The sequence below is a fragment of the Paenibacillus sp. FSL W8-0187 genome (assembly GCF_037969755.1).
In the GTDB taxonomy this organism is placed as follows: domain Bacteria; phylum Bacillota; class Bacilli; order Paenibacillales; family Paenibacillaceae; genus Paenibacillus_AQ.
The window spans coordinates 2,611,091-2,628,487 of the sequence record NZ_CP150206.1 but is presented as its reverse complement, the minus strand read 5'-3'; the positions used below and the strand labels follow the sequence as shown (position 1 = coordinate 2,628,487).

Annotated in this window: 20 protein-coding genes and 1 riboswitch; of the genes, 3 read left to right on the top strand and 17 right to left on the bottom strand. The window is 49.2% G+C overall.

Going from position 1 to position 17,397, the window contains the following annotated elements; translation table 11 throughout:
- Window positions 1-262: 262 nt before the first annotated feature.
- Window positions 263-446: riboswitch (FMN riboswitch) on the bottom strand.
- 202 nt (window positions 447-648) lie between these two features.
- Entirely contained in the window at window positions 649-1,050 is a 402-nt protein-coding gene (locus MKY48_RS11690) for an acyl-CoA thioesterase (protein ID WP_339272135.1), read from the top strand.
- 70 nt (window positions 1,051-1,120) lie between these two features.
- Here MKY48_RS11690 and MKY48_RS11685 read toward each other — a convergent pair whose 3' ends face one another.
- From MKY48_RS11685 to MKY48_RS11640, 10 genes are all read right to left on the bottom strand, one after another.
- On the bottom strand, window positions 1,121-1,552 hold the full coding sequence (locus tag MKY48_RS11685) for a peptidylprolyl isomerase (RefSeq protein WP_009595227.1): 432 nt from the start codon (window positions 1,550-1,552) through the stop codon (window positions 1,121-1,123).
- Window positions 1,553-1,762: 210 nt separating this feature from the next.
- The gene (lysA, locus tag MKY48_RS11680; RefSeq protein WP_339292962.1) at window positions 1,763-3,094 is read right to left on the bottom strand and encodes a diaminopimelate decarboxylase; all 1,332 of its coding nucleotides are present in this window, start codon (window positions 3,092-3,094) and stop codon (window positions 1,763-1,765) included.
- Window positions 3,095-3,212: 118 nt separating this feature from the next.
- A complete protein-coding gene (locus MKY48_RS11675) occupies window positions 3,213-4,847 on the bottom strand; it encodes a spore germination protein (protein WP_339272133.1) in 1,635 nt (544 codons plus the stop codon).
- Between the two features lie 23 nt (window positions 4,848-4,870).
- Complete coding sequence (locus MKY48_RS11670) at window positions 4,871-5,299, bottom strand: stage V sporulation protein AB (RefSeq protein ID WP_339272132.1); 429 nt, start codon at window positions 5,297-5,299, stop codon at window positions 4,871-4,873.
- Entirely contained in the window at window positions 5,296-5,940 is a 645-nt protein-coding gene (locus MKY48_RS11665; RefSeq protein WP_339272131.1) for a stage V sporulation protein AA, read from the bottom strand. The genes MKY48_RS11670 and MKY48_RS11665 overlap by 4 nt, the downstream gene beginning before the upstream one ends.
- Window positions 5,941-6,120: 180 nt before the next feature.
- Window positions 6,121-6,876 carry an RNA polymerase sporulation sigma factor SigF gene (gene sigF, locus MKY48_RS11660; RefSeq protein ID WP_006209412.1) on the bottom strand — a complete coding sequence of 252 codons (756 nt, stop codon included), beginning with the start codon at window positions 6,874-6,876 and terminating at the stop codon, window positions 6,121-6,123.
- A gap of 11 nt (window positions 6,877-6,887) precedes the next feature.
- Complete coding sequence (spoIIAB, locus tag MKY48_RS11655; RefSeq protein ID WP_339272130.1) at window positions 6,888-7,346, bottom strand: anti-sigma F factor; 459 nt, start codon at window positions 7,344-7,346, stop codon at window positions 6,888-6,890.
- Window positions 7,343-7,696, bottom strand: a complete 354-nt coding sequence (gene spoIIAA / locus MKY48_RS11650) for an anti-sigma F factor antagonist (protein ID WP_076320918.1) — start codon at window positions 7,694-7,696, stop codon at window positions 7,343-7,345. Before spoIIAA ends, spoIIAB begins: the two co-directional genes overlap by 4 nt.
- Window positions 7,697-7,784: 88 nt before the next feature.
- Window positions 7,785-8,975, bottom strand: coding sequence for a D-alanyl-D-alanine carboxypeptidase family protein (locus MKY48_RS11645; protein ID WP_339272129.1), 1,191 nt, complete (start codon window positions 8,973-8,975; stop codon window positions 7,785-7,787).
- Between the two features lie 774 nt (window positions 8,976-9,749).
- Window positions 9,750-10,865 (bottom strand): IS110 family transposase, encoded by a 1,116-nt coding sequence (locus tag MKY48_RS11640; protein ID WP_339292961.1) that lies wholly within the window; start codon window positions 10,863-10,865, stop codon window positions 9,750-9,752.
- A gap of 519 nt (window positions 10,866-11,384) precedes the next feature.
- Between MKY48_RS11640 and MKY48_RS11635 the strand changes: the two genes are divergently transcribed.
- Together MKY48_RS11635 and MKY48_RS11630 are read left to right on the top strand one after the other, a co-directional pair.
- A complete protein-coding gene (locus MKY48_RS11635; RefSeq protein WP_339273477.1) occupies window positions 11,385-11,567 on the top strand; it encodes a transposase in 183 nt (60 codons plus the stop codon).
- The gene (locus tag MKY48_RS11630) at window positions 11,545-11,772 is read left to right on the top strand and encodes a transposase (RefSeq protein WP_339272128.1); all 228 of its coding nucleotides are present in this window, start codon (window positions 11,545-11,547) and stop codon (window positions 11,770-11,772) included. Before MKY48_RS11635 ends, MKY48_RS11630 begins: the two co-directional genes overlap by 23 nt.
- A gap of 107 nt (window positions 11,773-11,879) precedes the next feature.
- Here the strand turns inward: MKY48_RS11630 and MKY48_RS11625 are convergent, their stop codons facing one another.
- From MKY48_RS11625 to MKY48_RS11595, 7 genes are all read right to left on the bottom strand, one after another.
- Window positions 11,880-12,704 carry a purine-nucleoside phosphorylase gene (locus MKY48_RS11625; protein ID WP_339292960.1) on the bottom strand — a complete coding sequence of 275 codons (825 nt, stop codon included), beginning with the start codon at window positions 12,702-12,704 and terminating at the stop codon, window positions 11,880-11,882.
- Between the two features lie 45 nt (window positions 12,705-12,749).
- Window positions 12,750-13,634 carry a site-specific tyrosine recombinase gene (locus MKY48_RS11620; RefSeq protein WP_339272127.1) on the bottom strand — a complete coding sequence of 295 codons (885 nt, stop codon included), beginning with the start codon at window positions 13,632-13,634 and terminating at the stop codon, window positions 12,750-12,752.
- A gap of 42 nt (window positions 13,635-13,676) precedes the next feature.
- Window positions 13,677-13,910 carry a YqzK family protein gene (locus MKY48_RS11615; protein WP_098742979.1) on the bottom strand — a complete coding sequence of 78 codons (234 nt, stop codon included), beginning with the start codon at window positions 13,908-13,910 and terminating at the stop codon, window positions 13,677-13,679.
- A 335-nt stretch (window positions 13,911-14,245) separates the two neighbouring features.
- Entirely contained in the window at window positions 14,246-14,710 is a 465-nt protein-coding gene (locus MKY48_RS11610; protein ID WP_006209405.1) for a Fur family transcriptional regulator, read from the bottom strand.
- A 109-nt stretch (window positions 14,711-14,819) separates the two neighbouring features.
- Window positions 14,820-15,443, bottom strand: a complete 624-nt coding sequence (spoIIM, locus tag MKY48_RS11605) for a stage II sporulation protein M (RefSeq protein ID WP_076320913.1) — start codon at window positions 15,441-15,443, stop codon at window positions 14,820-14,822.
- Window positions 15,444-15,529: 86 nt separating this feature from the next.
- Window positions 15,530-16,747 (bottom strand): endonuclease Q family protein, encoded by a 1,218-nt coding sequence (locus MKY48_RS11600; RefSeq protein ID WP_339292959.1) that lies wholly within the window; start codon window positions 16,745-16,747, stop codon window positions 15,530-15,532.
- Window position 16,748: 1 nt separating this feature from the next.
- Window positions 16,749-17,330 (bottom strand): NUDIX hydrolase, encoded by a 582-nt coding sequence (locus MKY48_RS11595; RefSeq protein WP_076320911.1) that lies wholly within the window; start codon window positions 17,328-17,330, stop codon window positions 16,749-16,751.
- Window positions 17,331-17,397 lie beyond the last annotated feature (67 nt).

Here is a 17,397-nt window from a genome sequence, read left to right as displayed (position 1 = left end):
ACATGCCCCTTTCCCAATGTTCACATAAAAAAGCCCTGCCAAAGATTCGGGGAATCCTTAACAGGGTTTGATGGAAGTTAATCATTGACACACTAAATAACCGTCATAAATGCAGGTTTTGCCTATAACAAACGACCCAAATCCGTAACCGGCGACATCCAATCATCGCAAGCACAGGTTTGAATTGCATGTGAAAACCTGCACATAACGCATATCACGTTGTGTGCGTAGACACAAATAGCACATGTTGCTTATGTGTCTCTCACTCCTTCTCCCATCCAGACTATACTGTCGGTCCCGGATTTTCACCAGGTCCACCGCATACGGTGTGTAACAACACACGCATATCCGGGTCACGGACTAAGACGCAGCCATCTGCTTTCAAAAGCTCAATCACTGCGTTCATCACCGCCGGTAGGGAATTTCACCCTGCCCCGAAGGATAAAACATATGAAATTGTTTGATCTTATGAAGAATCTTATCACCACCTTTTAATAATTGCAAGAAAAAACAACTAACTATTTTATAGTTCATAACTTTATTTGCCAATATGTGTATTGACTGCAGAAGGAGAATACTTCCCATAGAGAGAACAGTTTAGTAGGATAAACACGGGAACTAGATACAGTTAAAAAGGAGCGAGCTGCGATGAAAACTTCGCTGGACATTATCGTCCGTCCAACGGAAATCGACGTGAACGGACATGTAAACAACGCCAAATACCTGGAATATCTGGAGTGGGGCCGTGAGGAATGGTATGAAGCAGGAGGTCTTCAATATGATATGCTGAAACGGCTTGGCGTCCAGACCGTTACCGTCAATATCAACATCAACTACCGCAAGGAGTGCGGCCAAGGCGAACGGCTGACCATCGTGACCGAACCGCATTCTATGGGTCGTACAAGTTATGTGCTGATTCAGAAGATTTACAACGAACAGGAAGAGCTTTGCGCCGATGCCGCCGTTACCAGTGTGGCGATGGATGTGCATACTCGTAAAAGTCGGCCTGTTCCGGAAGAGCTTCGTGAATTATTTCCTGACCCTGCGTAATCCCTCCCCGGAATAACAATAAAAACAGGCTCACCCTTAAGAGTGAGCCTGTCCTGTACAGAAGCTATTTTTATGCTTCGTATACTTCTACTTTTTCCATTTTGTCACGGCCTTTGAATGCATCCACGTACTCCATGCCCTCAACGACTTTACCGAACACCGTATGTTGTCCGTCCAAATGCGGCTGCGGCTCGTAGCATACATAGAACTGGCTTCCGCCCGTGTTGCGGCCAGCATGCGCCATGGCCAAGCTGCCACGCTCATGCTTGTTAGGGTTGATCTCGCAGTTGATTGTATAGCCAGGACCGCCTGTTCCCGTTCCCTGTGGGCAACCGCCTTGAGCCACGAACCCAGGGATTACGCGGTGGAATACAAGACCGTTATAAAACCCGGAGTTTGCCAATTTCTCAAAATTAGCTACCGTGTTCGGTGCATCATTCTCAAACAGATCCAGCACTACCTCTTTGCCGTTCTCCAATGTGATCTTCGCTTTTTTAGCCATATGTGTTATCTCCTTCCGTTATTAGAACGCTTCAATCGATTTTTTTACAATGCATTCTATAGTTTACTATGAATTGAGCCTCGAAGCAAAATGATCTTGTCCCCGTTTGCACATTCCATATCAAGTCCAAGGCATGCCAAAGAGCCCTGACCGCAGCCGGTGGCATTGGCGGGCCCTCTAGGATATTAGAGCCGTAAAACAAACATCCGTTTAGCTCGTTACGGTTTCTTTCGTTACACTTGCCGGCACTACGTCGTGGCTGATGATGTCCGCAAGCGACTCGCGGCGTACCACCAGCTTGCTCTGTCCGTCCTTCACGAATACAACCGCAGGTTTACGGATCCGGTTGTAGTTGCTAGCCATGGAATAGTTGTATGCGCCTGTGCAGGATACGGCCAGCAAATCGCCTGTTGCCACCTTCGGAAGCTCCAGATCCCAGATGAGCATGTCTCCGCTCTCACAGCACTTGCCGGCAATGGATACCGTTTCTTCCGGCTTCTCATTCGCCCGGTTCGCGAGCAGCGCTTCATATTTCGATTCGTACAGCGCCGGACGCGGGTTGTCCGTCATTCCGCCGTCTACGGCAACGTATTTACGGACCCCGGGAATATCCTTGCTTGTGCCCACTGTGTAGAGGGTGGTGCCTGCGTCACCAACAATACTCCGGCCTGGTTCGACCCATATTTCAGGAAGCTCGGAACCAAGGCCCGCAAAATGGATTTTCACGGCATCCGTGATCGCTTTTACATACTGGGATACTTGAAGCGGCGTATCGCCATCCACGTAACGGATTCCGAAGCCGCCGCCCAAATTCACGACCTTGAATACAACCCCCAAACCTTCTTTCACGGAAGCTGCAAATTCAGCTACGCGCTGAACAGCCATCTGAAACCCTTCCACCTCAAAAATCTGGGAGCCGATATGGGAATGAATGCCCATCAGATGAATATTCGCTTGAGCCTCGGCAAGCTTCACCGCTTCATAAGCTGAGCCGTTGCCGATATCGAAGCCAAATTTCGAATCCGTTTGGCCTGTTGAGATATACTCATGCGTATGTGCCTCAACTCCCGGTGTCACACGAAGCAAAATGTTGACCTTCTGGTTCTTCTCGGCAGCAATCGCTTGCAGCATATGCAGTTCAACTACGTTATCGACAACGAAACAGCCGATTTCCGCATCCAGCGCCATCTCAATCTCATCCGGCGTTTTATTATTTCCGTGGAAATGAATCCGTTCCGCCGGAAACCCGGCCTCTAGTGCGGTGTACAGCTCTCCGTCGGAAACAACGTCAAGCGACATCCCTTCCTGATCAGCCAATTGACACATAGCCATCACGCAAAACGCCTTACTGGCATACGCGACTTGGAACTTCAAACCGGACGCCTTGAAGGCCTCAATGTATTCCCGGCAGCGATTACGGACCGACTGCTCGTCTACAATATATAGTGGTGTTCCATATTGAGCTTTTAAATCGGATGTGTCACACCCGCCGATTTCCAAATGCCCCTGATCGTTAATCTTGCTAGTACCGTGTAAAAACATGCTTACAATTCCTCCGATCCATTGATTCAAAATTAGGGTAATCGAATAATTGTTCACAGTATAGCAGACAACGGAAGGTAATCAAAATGGATTTTTCAACACAACATTTGTGTTATTGTTAATGCTCGCCTCTCGGATTCATTTCAGGGCCCATTTTGGTGTTGTCACGCGTTTTGTTGATAGCCGGGCGTCTTCTTGACAGAAGCAGCGGTTTGCGGAACAAAATTTCGCCCATCGCTTTTGCACTAAATGGTATAAACGGCCACAAGTAAGACGAGTTGTAGGAACGGTGGGTCGTCAGGAGCAGAATCAGAAGCGTCGTCCCGATGACAAAGCCCTTGACCGCGAACAGGGCTGTTGCAAGCAGAAGGAGCAGCCTGACCATCCGGTTGGCAAGTCCCAGCTCATAACTCGGGGTCGCGTACATCCCAATGGACGCCACCGCCATATACAGGACGACCTCGTTAACAAACAATCCGGTCTTAACAGCAATATCGCCGATCAAAATCGCAGCGATCAAACCCATCGCCGACGCTAACGGTGTCGGCGTATGCACGGCAGCCAAGCGGAGCAAATCCACGCCGAATTCAACAATCAGAAACTGCAGGATAATCGGAATTTTAGAATTCTCATGCGGACCGATGATATCAAGTCCCGGTGGTTTCAGTTCAGGATGGACAACCAGCAGCATCCACAGCGGGAGCAGGAACATGGATGCAAAAATGCCTATAAAACGTATCCAGCGCAGGTACGTTCCCATAAACGGGGTCTGACGATTCTCCTCGGCATGCTGGCAGAGATCCAGGAATGTGGTTGGCATGATCATTACGCTCGGCGAAGTATCTACCATGATAACAATTCGGCCTTCAAGCAGATGGGAGGATACAACATCCGGCCGTTCCGAATATCTGACCAGCGGAAAAGGGTGCCAGCCTTTGTTCACAATTGCTTCTTCGAGCTGCTTATCACCGAGAGGAAGCCCCTCTAAATCCACTTCCTGGATTTTGCTGCGAATCGCCTCAACTTGGGTACGGTCCGCGATGTCATCAATGAAAACCAGGCATACGTCCGTTCTCGTCCGTCTTCCGACCTTCATGACCTCTATGTGCAGTCCCGGATCGCGAACCCGTCTTCGCACCAGGTTCACGTTGGTAACGAGCGTCTCCGTAAACCCGTCCCTTGCGCCGCGAACAACGCGTTCCACCGCAGGCTCTTCGAGCCCGCGCACAGGATATTTCCGGGTATCCAACAAGATGGCGGAATGCGCATCCTCAATGAACAGCGCACATATACCGGAGAGCACTTCGTTAATCACTTTGCTGAGTCTTGTATCCCGCTCCACTTGGACATGGGGAATATAGCGGGTCATCATCTCGGTAAGTGCCTGGTTGCTCACATCCTCTGGTGTCAGGTACGTCAGCCTTGTCAATATATCCGTCACCACGACATCATTCGTGAAGCCGTTTAAGAAGAGAAGCCCCGCATTTCTGCCGGCAAAGTTCATTTCACGGAATATCACATCAAAAGAAACCCCAAGACCGATAACTTCCTTAAGCACTTTTTTCAGTTCACTCAGCTTCGCGGGAACATGGTCCGTTTGCTGCCAGTAGATGACGGATTCCTCGGTACTGTCGGAGGTTTCGGCCTCCCTCTTCTCCCTCAGCTCTTTTTCCTCCAACGCTTTGATCTCCGATGGGGGAATGATCGGAATATCGGTTTCCAGTTCGCCGTTATGTGTTGTTTTCTCGTCCATAACCTACCTCCTAGCCATAACTATCACTTGTTGTAAACAAACCAGTCGAACAGAGAGCCCGCCACCTTGCCTGCCACCATCGCCATAAGAAGACCAAACAAATACCCCGTCAACCGGAGCCGCTTGGCCAGAATCGGCAATACGTTCAATACTTCCGTCAATGCCGCTGCCAGCATGCCGATGAAAATCCCGCACATCAATCCGATCACGGTACTCACAACCGGTCCCAATGGAACGGACCATCTCCAGAAATCGGCCACCGTGCCGATAAAAGATCCCGCTATTAAAGCCCCTTCATACCAATGGACCCGGCTATAAGTTGCCGTCAGTTGGGACAATCTCGGGATGATGTCCAGCACGATGATGAGCGCAATGACTCCCCCGCCGACGGCGATGCCCCCAGCTACGCCAAGAACACAGGTGAATATCCCTTGCAGAATGGACAACATCATGGTTCCTTACCTGTCGTATCGGCTCCGGCGTTCATTTTCCGATATTCTTCGGCGACCACGAACTGATCCAGATTTTCCTGATAGAGGTACATTTCCACCTCAAGCGGGGTCGGTTCTTCATTCCATTTTTTCTTGAACAAATGATTGAAGAACACCGTCATGCCGAATCCGAGCCCCAGCGAGTATGCAATCTGGAACAAATAGGGATGCTCGTCTCTTTTCCCCGTCACCATTTCGACGATTCGGATCTGTACCTCGAGCATGTTGACGTCGGCATGGAAATTCATAATGGTCAGAGCCGAACCGAAAAACAAGAGCAGCCAAATGAGCGGGAACCACAATTTTGATCGCTTGCTCTCTGGACCGACAAGCTCCACCAGGGTATGATGGTTTCCCATCGGTTCGATATGGGCACCCGGAATCAAGGCTTGAATCTTCGGGATGATTTGAATCAGATCCATGACAAGGCGGTTGCCATCGATATCCTTCGGCTGCGTAAGCGGCAGGGCTCTAAGCCGTCTCTCCCATTCGGGTTCGCAGACAATGAAGGCGACATCACCTAGTTTGACGGTCTGGTCTCTTGGTAACCGTATGCGGCTCCTTAGCTGCAGAAACACCGTCGGAGTGGGATTAACCTTCATCCGAAACACTCCTTTACTGCTAGATTACCGTTAGTATGGGAAATCTCTCTCGTTTCTACTCGGATTTACCATACTTTCTTATCCGCCAAACGACCAAAAGGTTTACTAAAAAATGAAAAAACGCCGTCCCTAAGGGCGGCGTTAAGTTTGAGCAGACTTTCGAATAACGGCTGAGGCCCGCTACTGCGCGATCTCGTTCCGTATGCTCTGCAATATTTTTTTCTCAAGTCGCGATACCTGCACCTGGGATATGCCCAGCCGGCTGGCAACTTCCGACTGCGTCTGATCCCGGTAATACCGCAGATAAACAATGAGCCGCTCCCGTTCGGTCAAGCCACCTATTGCTTCATTCAAGGCCAGCTTGTCGAACCATCGTTCTTGCGATTCATCAGCTATCTGATCCATTAGCGTTATGGGATCCCCGTCATTTTCAAATACGGTCTCATGAATCGAGGTTGGCGGTTTATTCGCCTCCTGGGCAAACACCACTTCCTCGGGGGTTACCCCAAGCTCTTCGGCAACCTCTTTCACCGTTGGAAGACGATCGAGCTGCTTGGACAGCTCGTCCCGCTTCTTCCTGACTTTGTTGGCCATTTCCTTAAGCGATCGGCTGACCTTGAGGGTCCCGTCATCTCTTAAGAAACGCTGAATTTCTCCGATGATCATCGGTACGGCATAGGTCGAGAACTTTACGTCATAACTGAGATCGAACTTGTCCACGGATTTGAGGAGACCGATACAGCCGATCTGAAACAGATCATCAGGCTCATACCCCCGGTTCATAAACCGCTGAACGACAGACCAGACAAGACGAATATTACAGTTGACGAGCGTGTCCCGGGCGACATTATCCCCGCTTTGGCTAAGTGCAATGAGTCGTTTGACCTCCGCGTCGTCCAAATAAGTCTGCGAAGTTTTCTTCACATCGGCATCCATTTGTCCAACCCCTAATTATATAAAGCTTTCTTAGATTCGATCCTCTTTTTCATTTTGATCGACGTACCGTTGCCTGGTTCGCTGACCACTTCAAATTCGTCCATGAAATTTTCCATGATGGTGAATCCCATACCGGATCGCTCCAGCTCTGGCTTTGATGTATAGAGCGGCTGCTTGGCCATTTCCAAGTCTTCGATCCCGTGGCCGGAATCTTCAATGCACAGCGTAATCATATCCCCGTCTATGGAGGCTTCAATCCTGACAATCCCTTCCGAATCACTATCGTACCCGTGGATAATGCTGTTTGTGACCGCTTCGGAGACCACCGTTTTGAGATCACTCAGCTCATCCATGTTGGGATCCATCTGGGAGATGAACGCAGCCACGGCGACACGGGCAAAGGATTCGTTTTCCGACTTTGCGGCAAACTGCAGAGTCATAAAATTATGCTGTGCTTTTCCTTCACTCATGACACTACCTCCAAACCCGAGAGTGCCGTGCCCTCGTTCTCATATATCGGCATGATCTTGAACAGCCCCGACATTTCAAGCAAGCGGTAAACCTGCGGCTTGACATCGCATACCGCCATCTTTCCGCCCTTTTGCTTGATGAATTTATAGCGTCCCAGGATGACCCCAAGTCCTGAGCTGTCCATAAAGTCCAAGTCCTTTAAGCTCAGTACCAAGTGCTCTGTTTGACGTCTCTGAATAGCTTCATCCAGCTGCATCCGGACATGATCGGCCGTATGATGATCCAGTTCCCCGGACAGTCGGACGATCAGTACATGCCTGTGATGCTCCATATCAACATGCAGATTCATGTTTGCTCACTCTCCTCCCTGACATGAACAAAGATTTCTACATTTGAAAAAGACATTCCTGCATCCCGACAAAACTAGAAGAAAACTCCTATGAATCTACATGAAACAACTTGCCGGTTGTCCGCTTGAACAGCTTCCAGAACCCGGCCTTCTTCACCTCGACAGGAGATGTCAGCTCGAACTCCTTCACCACGCGTTCACCTTGATAGACGGTTAGCTTGCCGACAACTTGTCCGGCGGCTACCGGCGCCTTCAAATTCGGTTCCATCTGAATTTCATGACGGATATCCGGACTCTTTACGCCCTTCTTAACCAGCACGCTGTAATCTTTATCCGCTTGAATCGAGATCTCGGGCACGGTTCCCTTCTGGACCTTCACGATACCTAACACTTCACCCGGTTTATAGATGGAATGCATCGAATACTGGGAAAAGGCATAGTCAAACATGCGAGATACTTCATTATTCCGCGTCTTCGTATCCAGAGCTCCCATCACAACAGCAACAGCGCGCAGTCCGTCCCGTTTGGCCGTTGCCGATAAACAGAATTTGGCCTCTGACGTGTATCCGGTTTTCAATCCGTCAGCACCAGTGTAGAATCGAACCAGCTTGTTCGTATTGACCAGCCAGAACGGTTTGTCCGAATCTTTACGCAAATAATCTTGATAGGCGCCCGTATATTTGGTGATCTGGTCGTATTTCAGCAGCTCCCGGCTCATGACCGCAATGTCGTGGGCCGAAGTATAATGATTCTCAGCAGGAAGGCCGTTGCAGTTCACAAAATGTGTATCCTTCATTCCCAGCTCGGCTGCTTTCTCATTCATCAGCTTCACAAAGGCTTCCTCCGAGCCGGCAATTTTCTCCGCCACTGCGACGGAAGCATCATTGCCTGATGCCATGGCAATGCCTTTGAGCATCTCATCCACCGTCATTTCTTCACCAGGCTCAAGAAAGATCTGGGATCCGCCCATGGAGGCCGCATATTCGCTGGTACGCACCTTATCCGTCCACTGCAATTGTCCTTCGTCGATGGCCTCCATCGTAAGCAACATCGTCATGATCTTGGTGATGCTCGCCGGAGGCAGCTTATCATGGCTGTTTTTCTCGTAAATAATGGTTCCGGTATCCGCATCCAGCAATATAGCAGAACGAGCACCTGGTGCCAGTTCCTCTTGAGATGATCCTTCGCCGGGTTTGCTATTTTCTGCATAACTTGGTACAGCTACACTGGACAACCCTACAAATAGAACCAGAAATCCAGCTATTAACGCTTTTTTCACTTCCATCCCCTCCTGACATTCGTAATAGCATCCCGAAAAGAAACGGGTCTGATATTCATTGTCGTCAGGATGAAAACAAATTATTCCAGTTTTCAAGGAAATATTATCGCCCTGAACTTAAGGGAACGCAGAATAGCCCCACAAAGTGGAGCCTATGCTTCGATGCTTATTCCAAATACTTTGCGGGGACCCCAATACCATACCCCAACAAAGTGGAGCCTATGCTTCGATACTTATTCCAAATACTTTGCGAGGGCCCCAAAAACATATAAATGCAAATAGCTTCGCTGAAAACCTATACATTCTAGAATCTTAAGCAAAAAGGGGGTGTCCCAAAAGATCTTAGATCTGGCGGAATGCCCCCTTTTTCTGTGAGGAGACGCTCCGTGTACGAATCGATCCTCCCATCGCTGATATGAACGAGACCTGTCAAATAGCAGTTTGTAACTCCCTTGTTTTCCCAATCCCCTTTATACAAGAGAGGGTGTAAAAACTGAACTAGAAGGCAAAAGCTATCAACGGTGAGCAGTCTGATATCCGCGGGTTTTGTATACCGCATGTTTTCTCTCCGTCTGCAGAGAGTGCACCACGAACTGTTGTCGTGCGTCGTTTCCTTTGGAGGGATGGCACATAGCGATGGACGTGGATTCTCTCTTACGGCTTTTCCCTTTGCCTTCTAACTCAGTTTTTCATCTTCCACCTGTTTTTGGGGGAACGGGATCACCTTGAATCAACCATTCTCACAATACGACTAGATTCCAATAGGAATGGTGATCACCTATTTATCCCTTTCTCTTCAAGTTCTCGGGCAATCGACCAAATAAATCCACTTAGTTCACGCGCCACGGCCACAACTGCTTTGCCACTAGGCTTACCCTTTGACAGCATTTTCGTGTATTTTCGATGTAGTCGATGCTGTGCCTTCCAGGATATGGCCTGAATTTCAGGAGATTTTCCTTGTTGACGTTTCTTTAACTCTCCTTGTAGCGCAGGTTTATAGCGGTAACTCCAAGCGGATTCGACCAATAAACGACGAAGGTGGGTATTCCCCGATTTCGTAATGTTTCCCTGCCATCGGCTTTGGCCACTTGAGTATTCCCTCGGCACCAAACCTGTGTACCCCATGAAAGCCTTCGCATTACCAAACCGGGTAAATGAACACACTTCCGCTACGATTCCTGTTGCTGTCGTTTCAGCTACTCCACGTAAGGTTTGAAGGGCTTGTATTAAGGGGGCGTGGTGCCCTTCCGTGGCTTCTTCGTGAATGGCTGCTTCCAAACGCTTCAGACGTTCTTCATTTTCATCCATCTGATGCAGCATTTCCTGCAGAACCAAACGTTGAGAAGCGGACTCGAATGGAATACGTCCTAACCATAACCGGTATTTAGCCGTCCAGCGGCGAAGTGGCTCTTTAGGTGCAATCTGATGACGAAGGAGAAACTTCCCGATCCGCTGCCGGATTCGAGCTCGATCTTCCTTAACATCTTCACGCATTCGTACCAAATCACGAAGCGCTTCTTCCTCTGGAGTAGGTACATGCACACGTGTTAATTCACCTGCTCGAAGTAATTGTGCCAGACGCATCGAATCCCTACGATCCGTTTTTACCCGTTCTCCTGGACGACTAGGCATAAGTGATGGGGCGATAACAATGCAGTCATATCCATGTGCAGTTAGCAAACGAACTAAAGGATATCCTGTTGGACCTGCCTCGTAACAAACGCTTAATTCATTGGGTTGGCCTAACTTCCTCAATACTTTCAAGATGTGATACTCGGTATGAGGAATCGTGCCCAAATACCGAGCGCCTTCTCTTCCTGGATCAGCTACAGATACAGCAATATTTTCCTTCGACACGTCTAAGCCTACGTATTTTATGGTATCCTTCATAGTACAGACTCTCCTTTGCAATTTAGCTCTGATTTTGGTTTTGGTTTAGCTTCTACTACACCATTATTCCCAAAATTAACCTAAGATGTTGCAATTACGGGGAGTCTGTCTCGTTCATGATAACTGTTGCCCCCAAATTTCTTGAAATGGTACTAGGCAAGGATGAAATTCGGGGGCAAAGGCGACCGCTCTCGCTTGTCCGGAATCGTTTCGTCCTCTCCGCTACGTTGTGCGAAAACATACTCTAGACATACGAAAAGAAACCGTTTCTTGGTAAAATGGAAGTGCGACCCACCATCTACGAAAGGAACGATTTCTTTGTACATTCAATATACCATGGACCAACTTTATCTGCCAATGGACTTGGAGGATGACATTCCTCCTTATCATCTTGTTCGCATCGTCAATGAATCGGTCAACCGAAGTGGCAACAAGATATCAGCAAGCTAGACAACTGGCAGTACGACGAAGCAGAAGATACATGGACGTGTGCGGCTGGGCGAAAGCTCCGGTTTCGCTATGAAAGTAAGGAAACGGATGGTAAGCGGATATGAAATACGGAAGCGACACTACCGAAGCGTGAGTTGCGAAGGGTGTTCATTCAAAGCTGCTTGCACGAAAGCTCAAGGGAACCGGGAAAATCAGCGTAAGTCTCAGGTATCTTCGTTACAAGCAGCAAGTGAGAGAGAAACTTCGAAGTGAGGAAGGCTATGCGTTGTCGGTGCGGCGAATGGTCGAACCGGAGAGTGTGTTTGGGCAGTTGATGAATAACCGGGGATTCCGGCGATTTCTGCTTCGAGGACTGACGAAAGTGAGCCTAGAGGTCGGATGGCTTTCGCTTGGCCATAATCTGCTCAAGCAAGAGGCAACGGACCAAAAAGCAAGAAATGGCGGTGCAAGGAGATAACATCCTGAGCACCGCCATTTCTTTATTTGACACATTTTTAATCGGACGAACCGTCCGTCAAGTGAGCAAACCTACTTATGAGACAGCTCCCCCGTACTAGAATGATGTTACATTTTTGGGATAATGGCCATGACAAGCGCAAGGAATTTCTCCCGGACCTTCTCCGCTGTCTCCATAACCTCGTCATGGGATAGCGGTTGATCCAATATGCCGGCTGCCATGTTGCTGATGCAAGAGATGCCCAGCACTTCAAGGCCGGCATGTCTGGCCACAATGACCTCAGACACGGTGGACATACCAACCGCATCCGCACCTAGCGTACGCAGCATGACGATCTCGGCAGGTGTCTCATAGGTTGGTCCAAGCAGACCTGCATAGACGCCTTCCCTCAGCGCAACGCCTTGACCCACGGCAACTTCTTTTGCCAATTGGCGAAGCTGACGGCTGTATGCCTGGGACATGTCCGGGAACCGGACGCCAAGATCCGAATCATTAGGCCCGATTAACGGGTTGGTGCCTGTCATGTTCAGATGATCGGAGATCAGCATGAGATCACCCGGCTCGAAGGACGTGTTGATGCCGCCGGCCGCATTGGTAACGAGCAGACTCTTCACACCCAGCTCTTTCATGACGCGCACCGGGAAAGCAGTCACTTCCGGACCATAGCCTTCATACATATGGAACCGGCCCTTCATCAGAACGACAGGTCGATTGTGAATGGTGCCCAGCAGCAATTCTCCTTCATGGCCTTCTACAGTCGATACGGGAAAATGAGGAATGTCCGTGTACGGGATCGAGACCGGATTCTCAATCAGTTCGGCCAGCACGCCGAGTCCTGAACCCAAAATCAGGCCGACCTCGGGCTCGACACCCTTCTGCCCGCGTATGTATGCCGCTGCTTCCTTAATGCTTTGTTGATGAATTGAACTCATGTTCATACCTCTCCTAACTGAGAATAAGTTGTAGATCCTAGTAGACTAAGATCTCGGGTGATAATGATCGTATACTTCCTTCATGCTTTTCTTGGTGGATTGATATATGCCGGTGGTGGATAATGCCGAGTGACCCAGCATCTCTTGAACCGAACGTAAGTCGGCACCGTTCTGCAGCAAATGAATGGCAAACGAATGACGAAGGGTATGCGGCGTGATCTCCTCATCGATTTCGGCCAGCTTGCCATACTTTTTAATAATTTTCCAAAATCCCTGCCGTGTCAAGCGCGTACCGAGTGAATTCAGGAATAATGCATCCTCATCAGCATCTCGAATCAGCTTGTCCCGCATATCTTGCATATAAAAAGCCACGCTCTCGGCTGCGATCTGGGTAATCGGAAGAATTCGCTCCTTCCCTCCGGAAACGGCACAGCGCAGGAAGCGCATATCCATGTTGATGTCATGCGTGCTCAAGTTCACCAGTTCCGACACTTTGATGCCTGAAGCATACAGCAGCTCCAGCATCGCTTTGTCCCGGGCCCCCTGAGGGGTTCCGGAATCCGGGGCCGACAGCAGCTTGTCCACCTGCTCAACGGTTAGCGACTTAGGCGGCTTCCGTTCCGGCTTCGGATTTTCTAGCAACTGGGTCGGATCTAATCCTATAACGGCTTGACGCACCAAATATTGAAAAAAGGAACGCAAGGACGCCGTGCAGCGAAGCAGGCTCGACGCCGCCTTGCCCTGCTGCCTCAGTCTGCCCATGTATAATCCAAGCATTGTTCGTGTAACTTCCTGCGGATGGATAACGTCTCTTTCCGCGGCAAAAGCCATGAAGGCTTGTAAGTCGGCCCGGTATGATTCAATCGTACTTCGGGATAGTCCCTTCACGTCTTCCAGATAGGTTACATATTCGTCCAGATATTGTTTCATAATCTTTTTGCTCCTATTCCCGTGTGCCCTTTACAAGCACAATCACTCCCCATACCAGTAGTACAATCGCAGACGTTCCGCCGGCGAATATCGGGAGTCCATGGTGCTTTCAGGCTGAAAAGCCTTAACCGCTTGACCGGAAGGTGCACGGTAAGGATCCATTGGGGTCAGCCAATCTCCCACCCATCCCAGCACGAAGTAAAAAAACATCGTCAGAACGGCAAACATCGTAATAAATCGGATCAATGAGCCTATTTTTCGGATCGATATAATCACTGGCAGCGCCTCTCTTTCATCTTTGCAATGATCACCAAGTGAAAGTGGGTATTACAGGATCACTTCACGTAAAGCATATGATACAAGCTGCAGGATTATGACGGCTTTTCGCTGATCGTTCTTTAGTCATTGGACTTGAGTGGTATTGGGATAGAATAAAAAAAACGTCTTCTCGACGTACGTTGATGTAAAAAGCTAGATTGTTCTTGCGTGAACGATACGGATTCGTGCATGTTCCATCTATATTAGGTTACCATCTAAAAAACCCTCCCGGCTTACCGCCGTAGAGGGCTTGCCGTGATGGTCATCACTGCGGTTTGTTGCATGATATAAATTTATGATTTGTCCTGGTCATTCTTGCCCTTCTCTTTGCAACGGTAGCATATACCATGGAAATCAAGCCGATGGTCATGAACGGTAAAGTTGAACTCTCGCTCTAACCGCTCTTCCAATGGACCGAGCCAATCCTCGCGTATTTCATCCATGCTTCCACATTGAGTACATATCAAATGATGATGGTGATGCTTCGAAGTATCCGTCCGCAAGTCATAACGGGCGACACCATCGCCAAAATTTATCTTCTCGACAACATGAAGCTCACTGAGCAGCTCTAGGGTACGGTACACGGTTGCCAGACCGATCTCCGGAGCCTTCTCTTTCACGAGCATAAATACATCCTCTGCGCTAAGGTGGTCGTCTTCATTTTCCAACAATACGCTTACCGTGGCTTCCCGTTGGGGCGTTAATTTGTATCCTTGGGATTGTAGCTGCTGCTTAATTTTGTCGATCCGCGCTTCCATCGTTTCCCTCCCCCTTGGAAATCACTGCACGTTATTGTTCACTTCCTTCATTATAGGGGGATTTGACAAACAAAGTCAAACGGTTTTGCTTTATGGAAAAATTCGCGGATTATAGCAACATTGGCGTGACCCAGCGCATCATGGCCGGGGTTACCCAGGTTTCAAATGAAGCGACTCCGAGCGTTAACAGGACCATGAAAAAGGTCAGCATCGCATACGAAGCAAAGGGCTTTACCATGCTCCCGCCCCGATTCATAATAAATCGGTCCCTGATGATGTATAGAGAGAAGGTTATTGCCGCTACACTGCACATCATGAGCACGGGGATGATGAGCAAATTTTGCGGTGCAATCGACACCAGGGCGAACAGCAGGCCTTTCCAAGAATACTGTCCGACCAAGTAACCGACCGTAAACCCAATAAGCACTCCTTTTAAGAAGTCCAATATCAATATTCCCGGAAGCCCAATGACGGACAATCCCAGAATCCATATCAAACCAATCCATTTCAGATGAAGGGCTGCGATGCTCCAGTAAGAAGACTGACTCATGGTTTCTCCACCATCCTGCACGTTTACAAAAAAGTGGTTTAAATATCGAGCCATTTCTTGCTGCTGCTCTAATGAAAGTGCATTGACCATTAACGCTCCAAACAGCACCCCAACTAAAAACAAGACGCCTACGAATACATAGAGCATGGTCTGATCCTTAAAGGCTTGGCGGAATGATTGCATAGAATAGAGTCTCCTTTCTGTGTCTCTACTCTACTCTATGACCATCACCCTCCTTGTATGACCTGCGATTGAAAGAGTTGATTGATTTACCGGAGAACCTTTCCGTAAGAGCCTCCGCCGCCATCCGATAAGGACAATGTACCGTTTCGGGCCATCACAATGCTTGCAGCAAGCCCCTCTCCCGCAACAGCGGCAAGCTCCGCTTCCGTAGCCTGGTGAAGGATTTTCATTTCGGTACCGAAAGCCCCCAGCAGCTTCGCCATCGCCGATTTGCCCAGGCCCGGAATGAACTCTAGCGGAACCTGATAGTGATATGCCGGTCGGCTTTCCGGTACAACGGGCTCTTTGCGGTCCGCGATGTTCAGAATCCGATCAAACACACCCTGTACCAGCTTGGTACTGCCGCAGAATGGACATCGCACCAATTCATGAATATCGCTGCCTTCATCCAGTATGCTGTCGCAGCCGCTGCAGTAAGTACGATGGTATTTTCCAAGTCTGGGATTCAGCCCGTAGTTCGCACTGATTCTTCTGCCGTTACTTGTTCCAAGCGCCTGGCGAAATTCTGCAAATGAAGGCTTTGCCATATCGATTCGGTTGTATTCCCTGCCGATTTTCCCAAGCGAATGCGCATCCGAATTGGTCAGAAAGGAGTAGGCGTCCAGTTCGCTTATCCGCCCTGCCATCGAGGAGTCAGCACTGAGCCCAAGCTCTATACCCGCAATACCGTTCAGGTCCAGCACTTCGCTCATTCGATCCGCCATGTTGCCGTACAGTCCTTTATGAGGCGTAAAGACATGGGCGGGTATCAACAGCCCGCCGCGGTCTAGTATCTCCTGCTGCAGCTCACGGGGGCTGACATAGATACGCTGCGAACTAAGCTGTACGTTCTTCATATATTTTGCCATCCAGGCCGTGAACTCCTGAATGGTGTTCAGGTCAGGGAAATAGGCCAGTACATGGGCAGCACCACGGCCGCTTTCGCGAATTTCAATCTCGCTTCCAAGCAGGATCACCGTATCCTGATAAGCAATTCCGCCTCCATCGATCTCCTGCATGACGCCGCTGTCCAAACACTGGAGAATATCGTGCTGTACCGAAGGAGAATGGCAATCGATGATGCCAATCATTTGGATGCCTTTCCGTTCCGAGGCCTCCACGGCTATATTTTCAAAGGTCAAATTGTTACTTGCGCTAATTTTCACAGCTTGTCCGCTGCTTGTCCGCCCTATGTGAATATGCATGTCGCAGTAATAGGACTGAAGCTTCTGCCCGGTTGACATGTTCTTTTCAGACTGCAGCATATCAGATCTTTCCTGTCAGGCTATACATATTCCAAGCATAAACGGCGAGAATGGTCTTGGCATCGCTGATTCTCTCTTCTTGTATGAGTGAATACGCCTCTTCCAGCGAGATTTCCATCATCTCTATAAATTCATCCTCGTCCGGGTTCATGTCGCCGCTGACCAGATCCTCTGCCAAATATAAGTGAATGATCTCATCCGCAAACCCCGGAGATGTATAAAAGGAGTGCAGCTTACGAATGGAACCGCACGTATAACCCGTTTCTTCCTGTAGTTCGCGCTTCGCGGCTTCCAGCGGATCTTCTCCCCGCTCCAGCTTGCCTGCAGGAATTTCAACCTCACAGCGCCCAAGCGGCTGTCGAAATTGATTTACGGCCAACATTTTGTCGCCTTTTAAGGCGAGCACTGCTACTGCACCAGGATGTCTGACAACTTCACGTTTCGCGGTCTGCCCATTTGGCAGCTTCACCGTATCGACCTGCAGTGAAATAATCTTCCCTTCAAAAATCGATTGGGTAGATAGTGTGGTTTCTTCCAGCAAATTATCCGAGGCTTCTCGGTTCTTACTGCCGATATCGCTCACAAAATGACCTCCTTTGTTTAAAAACGGCATGACTGACCATGCTATTGCATAAGGTGTATTATATCAA